This is a genomic window from Legionella sp. JM-2024 (assembly GCF_055389095.1).
In genome coordinates, this window is record NZ_AP039388.1 from 3,476,580 (window position 1) to 3,489,865 (window position 13,286).

Sequence of the window (13,286 nt, forward strand, 5' to 3'; positions counted from 1 at the left end):
ATGGGTAAAAATTGAGAAATACCAGAGGGTCGAAGTGTTTTTTTTGAACTTTATTTGAATATTTTATGATAAGAGGTATCCAATTGAACTTTATGATTTTTTTAATTCTATAAAGTGGTGTGACCCAGGTTTAATAGGTCTTTACTATGCCTATTCCGGCCATCAAACTATTAGAGGACAGGTTCTTCTCCTGAGGACAGCAAGATCTTTTGGGGAGTTTATTGTTCGTAGAATTTTTAACCTGAGTTGAACGTACGACTGTCTGTATTTTTATGGAGATAAATTCTTGTCTGGATATTCACAAAGATCAGCAATTAAACAAGTTTTGCAATGTGGTTTACGCGCTGTGCATACATAGCGACCATGTAATATTAACCAATGATGTGCATCATGTAAAAAATCAGAAGGTACATTTTTTAATAACTGTTTTTCAACAGCCAGTGGCGTATTACCTTTCGCTATACCAATTCGATTAGCCACTCTAAAAATATGAGTATCTACAGCCATAGTTGCTTGGCCAAACGCGGTATTCAAAACCACATTTGCAGTTTTTCGTCCAACACCAGGTAATGATTCCAAAGCGTCTCTTTGATTGGGAACCTCTCCTCGATGCTCCTCGATAAGGATTTTACAGGTCTTCATGATATTTTGCGCTTTGCTATTATAAAGACCTATGGATTTAATATAATCTTTTAATTTATCTAATCCCAAGTGCAATAAATCTTGCGGTGTATTAGCAACCTGGAATAATTTGGCAGTGGCTTTATTCACACTGACATCGGTCGCTTGGGCAGATAGCATGACAGCAATTAACAGCTCAAAGGAAGTGTTGTATTTCAATTCAGTAGTAGGATGAGGATTCTGTTTTTGAAAGCGTTCGAAAATTTCTTGGTATTTTTTTTTATTCATAAGATTTTTTCGCTTTCACGCGTTCGAGAGCCTGAAGAATATAGTGTTGTTTCGCTTGAGTATCTTGAGAATGAGTCGTGAGTTTTTTTCTTTCTCTATAAATTTGCTGTTTTTCATGCTCATCTCGCAATTGACGCATCTGTTTCGCATTGTAACGACGTCGAGCAAAATCCTTATCATACTCAGCGATAGGCACATCGACCATCTCGATGCAATCAACGGGGCACGGGTCCACGCATAATCCGCATCCAGTACATTCATGTGCAATGATGGCGTGCATTAATTTACCACTACCAATGATCGCATCCACTGGGCACGCTTTAATGCATTTGGTACAACCAATACATTCTTCTTCATTTATCACAGCAACTGAAGGAGAGCGGGTATTTTCTATTGCTTCTTTTAAATAGGGAGTAGCATCAATGTGCAGCAATTTTCCCAAAGCTTCCACCGTCTCTGCGCTGCCAGGAGGACATTTATTAATAGGAGCAGCTCCTTGAGCCAAAGCTTCTGCATAAGGCAAACATCCAGAATACCCACATTCCCCACACTGAGTTTGTGGTAATACCGCATCGATTTCTTTAACAGAAGCCATTACTTCACCTTCATACCGGGAAGCGCTCCTGCATCGGGTTGTAATAAATAGATTCCCTGACCATCTCCGGCTGCCAATACCATGCCCTCAGAAACGCCAAAACGCATAGTACGTGGCGCTAAATTAGCCACCATCACTGTCAAACGGCCAACCAATTCTTCGGCATCATAAGCACTTTTTATTCCTGCAAAAACCTGCTTTTGGGTTTCACCCAAATCCAGCGTCAAACGCATTAATTTATCAGCACCTTCCACAGACTCCGCATTGACAATTTTGGCTATACGTAAATCAACTTTGGCAAAATCCTCGATACTAATAAAGTTATCATTCTCAACATTTGCATTATCTTTCACCGCTGTAACCATTAAGGACTCCTTACTTTGAGCAAGCATCGCTTCAATTTTTTCTTTTTCTATTCTGACCATTAAAGGCTGAAAGGTATTAATATTATGGTTTAGTAAGGGACTATCAATAGAACTCCAGGTTAGGGGGGCAGAATTTAAAAATTGTTCTGCTGCGTTCGCCATCATCGGCAAAACCGGTTTTAGATAGGTCATTAAAATACGGAATAAATTAATCCCCATGGTACAGATGGCGTGTACTTCAGCCAATCGAGTTTCCTCTTTTGCCAATACCCATGGTTTGTTCGCATCGATGTATTGATTAACCTTGTCAGCACAATCCATGATTTGCCTTATAGCCCGCGCGTAATCTCTTGCAATAAATGCATCAATCACCGTTTCTCTTACACTGACCAAATCCTGATATAATTGCGGATCACTCAATTCTTGACTTAAGCGATTATCAAAGCGTTTATTAATAAATCCGGCACATCGGCTTGCAATATTAACTACCTTCCCTACCAGATCAGCATTCACTCTATTGACAAAATCATCAAAATTCAAATCCAAATCATCTACTCGTCCATTCAATTTGGCAGCAAAGTAATAACGTAGGTATTCAGGATGCAAATGAGCCAGATACGTCCGCGCCTCTATAAAGGTACCGCGCGATTTGGACATTTTCTGTCCCTCAACTGTTAAAAACCCGTGTGTGTAAACCGCAGTAGGGGTCCTATAACCACTAGCCGCTAACATGGCAGGCCAAAATAAAGCATGGAAATAAACGATATCCTTACCAACAAAATGATACAATTCCGTCTTTGAATCCTTATTCCAAAATTCAGCAAAAGAAACACCCTGTTCGTCACAGTACTTTTTGAAGCTAGCCATATATCCTATAGGAGCATCCAACCAAACATAAAAGTATTTGTCAGGGATACCAGGTATGGGGAATCCGAAATAAGGAGCATCGCGAGAAATGTCCCATTGTTTCAAACCAGCTTCAAACCATTCACTGAGTTTATTTGTCACTTCGGTTTGCAAATGCCCTTTTCTTGTCCAATCCCTTAGTAGCTCTTCATAACGAGGCAAATCAAAAAAGTAGTGCTCTGATTCTTTCTCTACAGGTCTGGCGCCAGAAATAACAGAAACCGGATCAATCAAATCTGTTGGGGAATAAGTGGCGCCACATGCCTCACAATTATCACCGTACTGATCAGCTGCACCACATTTCGGACAGGTTCCCTTAACATATCTATCCGGCAAAAACATTTGTTTTACAGGATCATAAAATTGGCGAATTGTTTTTTTAATGATATCTCCACCTGTTTGCAACCGTTCGAATATAGTAGTCGCCAACGCCTGATTTTCAGGTGAATGAGTAGTATGGTAACAATCATAATCTATAGCAAACGCTTTAAAATCACTTTCATGACTTAATTTGATTTCAGCTGTTAAGATCTCTGGTGTAATCCCCATTTGTTCTGCTTTCAACATAATAGGGGTGCCATGAGCATCATCACCACAAACGCTAATGCATTGAATGCCCAACATTTTGTGAGTACGAACCCAGATATCTGTTTGAATATGCTCAACCAAATGTCCTAAATGCAAATGCCCATTCGCATAGGGAAGGGCACTAGTCACTAACATTTTACGTTTACTAGTCATAGTTATAGAATACTCATTAAGTATAAAAACGACTAATTATAACGCAAAGACGAGTTAAATGCTGCAATAGGAATCGGTTTTTATTAAGTAGTGATGTATAGGGCATGGGGTTTTGTTACTACCCTGTAATAAATTGAGTATGGTAAATTTGCCAGGGTTCGTTGACAATTCAAGCTAGAGTCTATGTCCCGCTCCTTGTGCGCGGGATCCATGGATGCCGCGGATAAACCACGGCATATTGACATTTTAGATTGACTTGTTAACACACCCTAATATTAAATTAAAATTTAAAAAAGTGAACTGACATGACTAATAACCCAAGGCTTATCATAGGCATCAGTGGCTCATCAGGTATTATCTATGGCATTAGACTATTACAAGTCTTACAAAAATTACCAATAGAAACCCATTTAGTCATCAGTAAAGCAGGACAATTGACGCGTGCTTATGAAACACAGATGAATGCTGCAGAACTCAAGGCCCTGGCCGATGTCTATCATCCATGTACTGATCTCACCGCGTCGATCGCCAGTGGATCATTTAAAACCATGGGCATGATCATAGCACCTTGTTCTATGAAAACATTAGGAGAAATAGCTCATGGGATCAGCAGTAACCTATTAACTCGAGCTGCCGATGTGGTTCTTAAAGAACGCAGAAAACTGGTCCTTCTGCCCAGGGAAACACCTTTACACCTTGTACATCTGAACAATATGGTCTGCATCACACAAATGGGTGGCATTATTTGTCCACCAGTACCCGCTTTTTATAATCACCCGCAAAACATAGACGATATAGTCAATGACACTATAGGTAGAGCTCTCGACTTATTTGATTTGGATTGTGGATTAGTGAAGAGATGGGGAGAAAAGTAGAGGTCTAATAAAAAACGCGGCCCAGGCCGCGTTTTAAATTCTCACTTCATTCTCATATTATTTTACAGAAGAAGTTAAAGATGGTTGTTGTTCTTCTATAACAGGAGCTGATTTCTTATTAGGATCTACGAATACAGATTTAGTTTGAACAGGCTCTTCTTCAGAACTTGAATGAGAGCTGGAAAGTTCTACTCTTTTGTCTTTACCGTCATTCAAACCACCGAATTGGTTTCTGCGTACTTCGTCAAAGTTTTCGTCATTAACAGACTCATTCTCTGATTTGCTTGAAGATTTGCGCCAGTTGGTGAAGCAATCTTTCAATGCGTTAAAGGCATTAACTACGGTAGCACCTACGTAAACACCAACACTGGTTAAAGCACCAGCAACACCAGCAGTAGCAGCTACTTGAGCAGCAAAGCCAGTACCTACCACAGAAGCAATTGAGACACCAAAAACGGTGAAGCCAGTTACAGCAGCCAGGGCAGCAGGCCAGAGAGCAACAGTTAGAGCAGCAATTCCGGCAACAGCTAAAGAAGACCAAAATGCAACAGCAATTGCTTTTTTATGATTAGAAATGAAATTAGAGATACCTGTTCCTATGTATTTAGCGGCGTCTAAGGTCAAACCAAATAAGCCACGGTTTCTCATATAGTTTCCTTCATCATCAGTAACATAGTTACCGCGATTGTCTTTTACGTAGGAACCTAAAAACAGGTTAGTTAAGCCAGAAAAGACACCTGCTGGCAAGTAAAATACGCCAGTTGCAAATTGTTTCAATGTCATTTTTTTTACTCCAAGGTTATAAATCGGAGCGAATTGTAACAACCCATTTATCAGTTGTGAATCAAAAGTGCGCAATATGTTGTTACAAAAGTGTAAAGTAAGTTCATTTTATTAGCTTTAAGAAACCCTATTTTTGGTTATAACAAGGATAAAATACTAATAGAAACAAGCACTGAGTAATTATAATACAATTATCTTTTCTCCAATGCAGGTTGTTATTTTATAGAAAAAATGGCCTGGAATATTGTCAAGCATTGAACTACTTTAATATCGAATCTTTTGCAATAAATTTTACCTTAGATTCGAAGACCCTCGGTTACAATGTCACTTTCACCCAAAACATGGGAAGTCGACTTTGTTGGATGCTTCGGTTTATCGTCTTCAAAAGAATCAGAAGTGCTGTAATCATTAAACTCTTCATCGTCTTCCATTTCAAACGACTCAGACTTTTCTCCTTCCAAATGCTCCATTAAATAATGGTATGTTTCCTGATCATTCACATCGGCATTACCCGCTTCTTTACTCTCAAAGTGCGAATAAACATGTTTTCCGATATCAATTAACTGTTTCCATACCACTATACCCCCTAAAATCGCAGCAAAAGCAACGCCGGTGACAATACTACCCAAAGTTAGTGCCGCAACAGGAAGATGCAGTGCTGTTAAAAAAGCTAAAGGAGTAATGCCAAAGAGACTTATCCCGGCAAAAGCGGCCAGGACTGGGGGGCAGAAAAAAGACAAGAGAGTAATACCAAGACCAATAACAAGTGATCCAATCAAGAGCGTCGTCAAATAGCCCTTGTTCTGCTTATACCATTCTTTGATTTTATCCCACATTCCAAAACTCCAAACCAAAATATTGAGGATTATATCATTAATTTAACTTTATGGGTTAAATATGGACAAATTTTTGATATAGAGTTGGATCTTCTACTCCAGCTCCGCTAAAACCGCGCTTTCTAAAGGTACAACTATCGCATTGGCCACAAGCCTCTCCAGCTTCATTAGCTTGATAACAAGAAACAGTCAATCGATAATCAACACCCAATTCCATTCCTAATTGAATAGTCTGAACTTTACCAAGATATTGCAAAGGTGAGTTTATTGTAAAACGATCTCCTTCAATTCCTGCTTTAGTCGCCAAATTGGCTAAAGTCTGAAAGGAATCAATAAATTCAGGGCGACAATCAGGATAATGAGAATAATCAACAGAACTGGCACCAATAAAAATATCTCTGGCATCAATGGATTCAGCATATCCCAGGGCCATAGCCAAAAAAATAGTATTGCGGGCAGGAACATAAGTCACTGGTATTTCAGTACTCTCTTTAAATTCAGGTACTTCAATTGATGAGTCTGTTAAAGCAGATCCCCCAAATAGGGATGTGTCTAAAGTAACAATCTTATGTTCTGCTACATTCATATATTTGGCTATGCGAGTTGCCGCAAATAATTCAGCAGAATGCCGCTGACCATAAGAAAAACTTACGGCATAACAAATAAACCCTTGGGATTTGGCCAAAGCCAAACAGGTAGTTGAATCCAAACCGCCAGAAAGCAATACGACTGCTTTTTTCATAATGCAAAACCTCAAAAAATAGGAACAATTGCTTGCTCTTAAAAATTCCTGCTAAAATGTGAGCCAATTATGCCACAATATGGAATGTGATGACGACTTCTCTTTATCCTATAATTCTAGCTGGGGGTTCTGGAACCAGGCTATGGCCTTTGTCGCGACAAAATTTTCCCAAACAATTTTTAAAATTAAATGGTGAATTGTCCTTGATTCAACAAACTATGAAAAGGGCAATGGGATTACCCGGTAGTCAAACAATTATAGTAAGTAATGATGCTCATTATTTTATCTGTCAGGATCAATTACAAGATTTTAATGCACAAACCACGTACTTGCTGGAGCCTTGTGCAAGAAATACCGCTCCAGCAATTGCTTGTGCAGCCCATTATTTAGCCAGTATCGTCGATGAAGACGCTGTCATGCTGGTTTTACCTTCCGATCATTGGATATCGGATAATAACACTTGGCAGAAAGCCATGTTAGCTGGTGGAGAATTTGCTTTAAAAAATAAAGCAATCGTTACATTTGGTATAGAACCAGATAGTCCCAAAACTGGATATGGTTACATTGAAGCTGGACACTCTCTATCAAATGGCATAAAACAGGTTTTGAGTTTTAGAGAAAAACCAGACTCACAAACCGCTGACCAATTTGTTAGTAAAGGCAATTATTTTTGGAATAGCGGTATGTTTATTTGTCGTGCGGGAGTTTATCTTGAGGAATTAAAGCAATTCGAAGCCCAAACCCATCAGCTCACTAAACAAGCATTAAACAAGGCCCAGTCTCATCATGATTTTTTACGCCTTGATTTGGATTGCTTCTCCCAGTGTAAAGAAGAATCCATAGACTATGCCATAATGGAAAAAACTGATAAAGCAGTAGTCATACCAATCTCAATTCAGTGGAGTGATCTGGGTTGCTGGACTGCTGTTGCTGATGCTAACGAACAGGATGAACAAGGAAATACTCTAATTGGAAACGTCATAGCTCAAGATAGTTACAATTGTCTGATTAATAGTGAGGATATATTAGTAACAACCGTTGGAATTCAAGACCAAATCATTGTTGCTACTAATGACGCTGTACTCGTTGCTGATAAGCGCTACTCTCAGCAAGTGAAAGAATTGGTAAGTTCCCTACGCAAAGATCATCCTCACTTAACTCAAGATCATCAACGAGTCCCAAGACCTTGGGGATATTACGAAGTGTTAGCTGAAGGCGCTTCATTTAAAGTGAAACGCCTTATGGTTAAGCCTGGCGCAAAACTTTCCTTACAAATGCATCAACATCGTGCAGAACATTGGGTCATTGTTGGCGGTGAGGCAGAAGTCATCAATGGTAACAATACCTTCCGTTTATCAAAAAACCAATCCACATACATACCACAAAATACCTTGCATCGATTAAGTAATCCTAATAGTGAGCCACTGTATGTTATTGAGGTACAAAGCGGCCCTTATCTGGGTGAGGATGATATCAAACGCTTTGATGATATCTATTTAAGAAGAGAAGTTGAACTGGTTGAGATGGAATCCTAATCAAAATTGGATCGCTTGCATAACCTGATTATTTTGTTTTAGGGCAAGGCGCGCAAACGTTTTGAGGAACGGAGTTTACATGTAGTAAATGAGCACCGCAGAAACGTTTGCAACGCAGCAATGTAACCAAGAGACAGGTTATGCAAGAGGTCTATTGTATTCGCTATAATTCCAGGTTTTAATAATTAAGCAATAATTGAAATCGTTGAACCTCACGAAGTGTATCCCAAGATACGTAGGGTAAACCCAATACTCACGTTAATTTATAACTACAAAAGCAAGAAAAAATACCTACAAATACTCCTGCACATAAATTCCTGAAAATTTTAGTATCAATAATGTAAAACAAACTACTTTTATCTTGTATCCAAAATAAATACTATGTTATAAAAAAGAACAAATTTGCTTTTTATAGTATCATTTATATAGGTAATTAACAAAATTAGAAAAAGCTGAGATCATTTTATGGCAACAAGTAGTTTAATTCTTCAATCCTATCTGAAAACCTTCAAAAGTGATAAGGAAACCGAGCTACGCTATAACAAAAGAGTTGACGAACTTCTCGAATACAATAGAAAGGCCAAAGGAGGAGATTTAATGGCTCCTCTGAGTTTTTATCTTGCCATCTTGGAAAATACTGATGAAGTGATGCTTCGTTATATGAACGAGGAAAACAAAAATAAACTTCTTCGAGATCTGCAAGTTGCCTATTTGCTTTTATTGGCTGAAAGAAAATACGAAAAAGAGCATCAAAAATATGAGAACTTGAAAATATATGCTCAACATATCAAACGATGTGAAGAACTGATAGATTGCCTGAATTATAATAAGGTTTGTGAAGAGCAAAAAAGAAACCCTTCCCCTGAACATAGTCATGCTACTGATGGCAATCCCGTAAAGTACCTAAGCATTTTTCTTGGTAAAGAACTGGCAGAAATGATTGTAGATTCATTGGATCGCAAAACCAAAACAATCAAAGAAGCGATGGGATGGTTTAATGAGAAACGTTTGTATTGGGTTTGGGGCTCAAGCCTCTTAAAAGTGATTCTTGCAGCCTTACCTACTGATTTTTTTAATGTCGATCAAGCAACAAAAGTAGTGACAGCCCCTGATCCTTATACAGGTACAATTAGTTGGGCTTTATATTATTTTCGTTTTTCCCTCAACATGTTTTTATTACTCAAACATACCATTAGTGGCCCATGGATGAGTAAGACTGAGAAAAAAACACCTTGGACAGAACGATTTCTCACCCAATGGGATCAAAGAAAATTTGCCTTGCTCAATGATTCCATTTGGGCAACAGGAAATTTGGTTTGCTTTTTCTGGCTTACAGGAAAAGGGGCTTTAGGTACTTGGGGGGATGTATTAACCTTAGCGCTCTTGGTTTTTGATATTAGTATGGCCATTTGGGATTATGAAGAGCAAAAGACTCGACACAACAAGGAAATGTTGGATTTTGAAAACGATATTAAACAATTGAAAAAATTAATTAGAAAAACAAAAGAAGGATCTGAAGAGGATGACGAAAGGGATAAAAAAATAAAAGAATACGAATTGCAATTGCTTGGTTTAGAACGGGTACAAAAACAATGTGTAAGAAATTGGGATTTGCAAAAGATTAGTTTACACACAAATATAGCTTACGCCGTTGGATTAATGCTGGCTTTTGCATTGCTGGCAGCCCCCTTCCTGCCCTTCTCTGGCCCTGCTTTGATAGCAATCATTATCACCGGCGCTGTTCTTTGCCTGGCCTTTACCGTAATTTACAATGCAGTAAAAGGTGGCATAGAAATCTACAAAGCACGCATGTCTGCTAAAGAGGCGCGAGAAGAATATGATAATAAAGTTGATTTATTTAAACTTCTATTAGAAAAAAATCCTGACCTGGATGATAACGAAAAAAAATTCCTCTTTCTGGAAATTAAAAAATTAAAAGCTGAAACAGATTATCAAAAACAAATGATTGTTTTTCAAACCATGCATTTATTTCGTTCAGTGTTCATTGAATCACTGATCCCGGCAATTGTTTTTGTCAGCTTTGTTTTTTTACCTTTGGGGATTGGATTCGCTGTCCTCGGAGCAACGATTGGAGTTGCCATCGCCACCAATTTAATGATCAATGCTATTTTCAAGCCTACAAAAGATACAATTAAAGCTTTTGATGAAAAAGAATATGAATCCTTTTGTAAAAATCCTGATAATTGGGGAAAGTCTTTCAAATCAAAACAAGGTTTCTTTCAATCCAAAGAGAAAACCGTATCTCAAGACTCGATTAAGAAAAACTCAGTGACTGAAGAAGTTATAGAGCTGGATGCGCTTGATGATGTCAGTAGTATGCGACCTTTATTAAGTGGCAATAATGGTTCAAGCTCATAACCTAATTACCTCTTGGGACAATTACTAAAAAAAGTGTATAATTGCACATTTTTTAATGTGTGTGGATTTTAATTATTTTTCAAACAACAATTAAATTTCAGACATAACTAATGGTTAAAAATGAATCTTGAACAGTTATACGATGTCATAGTAGTAGGTGGAGGACATGCTGGTACAGAAGCTGCCCTTGCTGCTGCACGGATGGGTGTGCAAACCCTGCTGCTTACCCATAATATCGATTTGCTTGGACAAATGTCGTGTAATCCAGCCATAGGTGGAATTGGTAAAGGCCACCTTGTTAAAGAAATTGATGCACTGGACGGCGTAATGGCTAAAGCGGCCGATCAGGCTGGTATCCAGTTTCGAATTCTTAATGCCTCCAAAGGGCCTGCTGTCCGAGCGACTCGTGCCCAAGCTGACCGCGTGCTTTATAGGCAAGCAATTAGAGCACTGCTCCAGACTCAGTCTAATTTAACCATATTTCAGCAAGCGGTGGATGACCTGTTGATTCAAGGAGGGTTGGTGACCGGTGTTGTAACACAAATGGGTCTTACCCTCAAAGCACGTGCCGTGGTATTAACAGTAGGAACCTTCCTGGGAGGCAAGATTCATGTCGGAATGAACCAATACGCAGGCGGCAGAGCCGGGGATCCTCCCTCTATCGCATTAGCTAAAAGCTTGCGTGATCTTGATTTGCCAGTGGGTCGCTTAAAAACTGGAACTCCTCCTCGAATAGATAGACGAACAATTGATTTCAGCCAAATGGTAGTACAGCCTGGTGACACACCTGTCCCTGTTTTTTCATACCTGGGTAATGTTCATGATCATCCTCAGCAGATTCCATGCCATATAACACATACCACCGAGGCAACTCATGAGATCATACGAAATAATTTGGATAAATCGCCAATGTATGCAGGAGTTATTGAAGGAGTTGGGCCTCGCTACTGCCCCTCAATTGAAGATAAAATTGTTCGATTCGCTGATAAACCCTCTCATCAAATTTTTGTTGAGCCGGAAGGGCTAACAACAGAAGAAATTTACCCTAATGGAATTTCTACCAGCCTACCTTTTGAAGTGCAAGTGCAATTTGTCCGCACCATTAAAGGCTTCGAAAACGCCCACATCACCAGACCAGGTTATGCCATCGAATACGATTATTTTGATCCTCGTGGATTAACATCATTTTTACAAACCAAAGCAATCCCTAATCTGTTTTTTGCTGGACAAATCAACGGCACTACTGGATACGAAGAAGCAGCAGCTCAAGGGATTATCGCTGGCATGAATGCCGCATTACAAGTGCAAGATCAAGAGTTATGGTGTCCACGCCGAGACGAGGCTTATATGGGTGTTCTCATAGATGACTTAATCACTTGTGGAACACAAGAACCCTATAGAATGTTTACTTCAAGAGCTGAATATCGTTTGCTATTACGCGAAGACAATGCGGATTTAAGACTAACAGAGAAAGGTCGTGAACTTGGTATGGTAGGTGAAAATCGCTGGGAAGCCTTCTCCAAAAAACGTGAAGCCATAGAATCAACACAGAATTTGCTATACAAAAATTGGGTTAGAGTAGGCCATAATGAATTGTTTAAAGAGACTTTACTTAATCCAATGCAACATGATTGCCGAGCCTCCGAATTTTTGAAACGGCCGGAAATCAACTATCAACATCTGTTAATGATAAATGATTTGGATTTGCCCGACTTGCCTCAAGAGGTCATGGAACAAATTGAAATTCAAAATAAATACGCAGGATATATCGATAGGCAACAACAAGAAATTGAGAAATTACGCAAACATGAAAATACTATACTTCCGGATACCCTGGATTATAATGAGGTCGTTGGTTTATCGAGTGAGGTCATTCAAAAGCTGAACCGAATTAAACCGACTTCTTTAGCTCAAGCTGGACGAATTTCTGGAGTAACACCTGCAGCCCTTTCTCTTTTGCTTGTGCACTTGAAAAAGAGCCGGCTTCCAGTATGACAAATAATGCTAAAATAAAATTATTACTGGAAGAAGGTTTGGAATCATTTGAGCTGGATTCCATCTGTGAGCCATTATTACATTTTTTGGTCCTGCTCAAGAAATGGAATAAGACTTATAATCTTACCGCGATCCGAGATATAGAAACTATGGTCGGCAAACACATATTGGACAGTCTTGCCATCTTACCATGGATAAAAGGAAACAGAATTTTAGACGTGGGTACTGGAGCAGGGTTACCAGGTATCCCTTTAGCTATTGCCAAACCTGACATACAATTTGTATTATTGGATAGTAACGGAAAAAAAATTAGTTTTCTTAGTGAAGTAAAACGTCAGCTTAATTTAAAAAACCTTGAACTAAAACAAATTCGGGTTGAGAACTACCACCCAAACCAAGGTTTTGATACAGTAATAAGCAGGGCATTTAGCAGCCTTGAACAAATGATTAAGTGGACTCAACACCTTATCGCTCAAGATGGGTTATGGTTAGCAATGAAAGGGCGACTTCCTGATGCTGAATTAATTCCAATTCATCAAAAATACCGAATTGAACGATATACTGTACACGGTGTCGAAGGCGAGCGTTGCTGCGTGATTATAAATAACACGAACAAGGAATAATT

Annotated in this window: 11 protein-coding genes; 5 read left to right on the plus strand and 6 right to left on the minus strand. The window is 39.0% G+C overall.

Features of this window, described 5'->3' with window-relative positions:
* Positions 1-270: 270 nt before the first annotated feature.
* From nth to metG, 3 genes are read right to left on the minus strand one after another with little or no spacing between them, the layout of a single operon-like run.
* Positions 271-909: an endonuclease III gene (nth, locus tag ACZ5EK_RS15195; RefSeq protein WP_464430539.1), complete on the minus strand. Its 639-nt coding sequence runs from the start codon at positions 907-909 to the stop codon at positions 271-273.
* A complete protein-coding gene (locus tag ACZ5EK_RS15200) occupies positions 902-1,504 on the minus strand; it encodes an RnfABCDGE type electron transport complex subunit B (protein ID WP_464430540.1) in 603 nt (200 codons plus the stop codon). Before ACZ5EK_RS15200 ends, nth begins: the two co-directional genes overlap by 8 nt.
* The gene (gene metG, locus ACZ5EK_RS15205; protein WP_464430541.1) at positions 1,504-3,516 is read right to left on the minus strand and encodes a methionine--tRNA ligase; all 2,013 of its coding nucleotides are present in this window, start codon (positions 3,514-3,516) and stop codon (positions 1,504-1,506) included. The genes ACZ5EK_RS15200 and metG overlap by 1 nt, the downstream gene beginning before the upstream one ends.
* 305 nt (positions 3,517-3,821) lie before the next feature.
* Here metG and ACZ5EK_RS15210 point away from each other — a divergent pair, with 305 nt between their 5' ends.
* Positions 3,822-4,391 carry a UbiX family flavin prenyltransferase gene (locus ACZ5EK_RS15210; protein WP_464430542.1) on the plus strand — a complete coding sequence of 190 codons (570 nt, stop codon included), beginning with the start codon at positions 3,822-3,824 and terminating at the stop codon, positions 4,389-4,391.
* Between the two features lie 57 nt (positions 4,392-4,448).
* Here the strand turns inward: ACZ5EK_RS15210 and ACZ5EK_RS15215 are convergent, their stop codons facing one another.
* The 3 genes from ACZ5EK_RS15215 to queC form a co-directional block, all read right to left on the minus strand.
* Positions 4,449-5,174 carry a lpg2884 family Dot/Icm T4SS effector gene (locus ACZ5EK_RS15215; RefSeq protein WP_464430543.1) on the minus strand — a complete coding sequence of 242 codons (726 nt, stop codon included), beginning with the start codon at positions 5,172-5,174 and terminating at the stop codon, positions 4,449-4,451.
* A 296-nt stretch (positions 5,175-5,470) separates the two neighbouring features.
* Positions 5,471-6,010 carry a lpg2885 family Dot/Icm T4SS effector gene (locus ACZ5EK_RS15220; RefSeq protein ID WP_464430544.1) on the minus strand — a complete coding sequence of 180 codons (540 nt, stop codon included), beginning with the start codon at positions 6,008-6,010 and terminating at the stop codon, positions 5,471-5,473.
* A gap of 55 nt (positions 6,011-6,065) precedes the next feature.
* Positions 6,066-6,752, minus strand: a complete 687-nt coding sequence (gene queC / locus ACZ5EK_RS15225; RefSeq protein WP_464430546.1) for a 7-cyano-7-deazaguanine synthase QueC — start codon at positions 6,750-6,752, stop codon at positions 6,066-6,068.
* Between the two features lie 89 nt (positions 6,753-6,841).
* On the opposite strand from queC, the gene ACZ5EK_RS15230 reads away from it, so the two are divergent.
* The 4 genes from ACZ5EK_RS15230 to rsmG all read left to right on the plus strand — a co-directional run bounded on the left by ACZ5EK_RS15230 (position 6,842) and on the right by rsmG (position 13,284).
* A complete protein-coding gene (locus tag ACZ5EK_RS15230) occupies positions 6,842-8,287 on the plus strand; it encodes a mannose-1-phosphate guanylyltransferase/mannose-6-phosphate isomerase (protein ID WP_464430547.1) in 1,446 nt (481 codons plus the stop codon).
* 465 nt (positions 8,288-8,752) lie between these two features.
* Positions 8,753-10,666 (plus strand): hypothetical protein, encoded by a 1,914-nt coding sequence (locus tag ACZ5EK_RS15235; protein ID WP_464430549.1) that lies wholly within the window; start codon positions 8,753-8,755, stop codon positions 10,664-10,666.
* A gap of 120 nt (positions 10,667-10,786) precedes the next feature.
* Positions 10,787-12,661 (plus strand): tRNA uridine-5-carboxymethylaminomethyl(34) synthesis enzyme MnmG, encoded by a 1,875-nt coding sequence (mnmG, locus tag ACZ5EK_RS15240; protein ID WP_464430550.1) that lies wholly within the window; start codon positions 10,787-10,789, stop codon positions 12,659-12,661.
* Positions 12,658-13,284 (plus strand): 16S rRNA (guanine(527)-N(7))-methyltransferase RsmG, encoded by a 627-nt coding sequence (gene rsmG, locus ACZ5EK_RS15245; protein WP_464430551.1) that lies wholly within the window; start codon positions 12,658-12,660, stop codon positions 13,282-13,284. Before mnmG ends, rsmG begins: the two co-directional genes overlap by 4 nt.
* The last annotated feature ends 2 nt before the right edge of the window (positions 13,285-13,286 follow it).

Excerpts from the sequence above, each read along its gene's own strand:
- nth (WP_464430539.1), bottom strand. The coding sequence starts at position 909 with ATGAATAAAAAAAAATACCAAGAAATTTTCGAACGCTTTCAAAAACAG.
- ACZ5EK_RS15215 (WP_464430543.1), bottom strand. The coding sequence starts at position 5,174 with ATGACATTGAAACAATTTGCAACTGGCGTATTTTACTTGCCAGCAGGT.
- queC (WP_464430546.1), bottom strand. The coding sequence starts at position 6,752 with ATGAAAAAAGCAGTCGTATTGCTTTCTGGCGGTTTGGATTCAACTACC.
- rsmG (WP_464430551.1), top strand. The coding sequence starts at position 12,658 with ATGACAAATAATGCTAAAATAAAATTATTACTGGAAGAAGGTTTGGAA.
- ACZ5EK_RS15200 (WP_464430540.1), bottom strand. The coding sequence starts at position 1,504 with ATGGCTTCTGTTAAAGAAATCGATGCGGTATTACCACAAACTCAGTGT.
- mnmG (WP_464430550.1), top strand. The coding sequence starts at position 10,787 with ATGAATCTTGAACAGTTATACGATGTCATAGTAGTAGGTGGAGGACAT.
- ACZ5EK_RS15220 (WP_464430544.1), bottom strand. The coding sequence starts at position 6,010 with ATGTGGGATAAAATCAAAGAATGGTATAAGCAGAACAAGGGCTATTTG.
- ACZ5EK_RS15235 (WP_464430549.1), top strand. The coding sequence starts at position 8,753 with ATGGCAACAAGTAGTTTAATTCTTCAATCCTATCTGAAAACCTTCAAA.
- ACZ5EK_RS15210 (WP_464430542.1), top strand. The coding sequence starts at position 3,822 with ATGACTAATAACCCAAGGCTTATCATAGGCATCAGTGGCTCATCAGGT.
- ACZ5EK_RS15230 (WP_464430547.1), top strand. The coding sequence starts at position 6,842 with ATGACGACTTCTCTTTATCCTATAATTCTAGCTGGGGGTTCTGGAACC.
- metG (WP_464430541.1), bottom strand. The coding sequence starts at position 3,516 with ATGACTAGTAAACGTAAAATGTTAGTGACTAGTGCCCTTCCCTATGCG.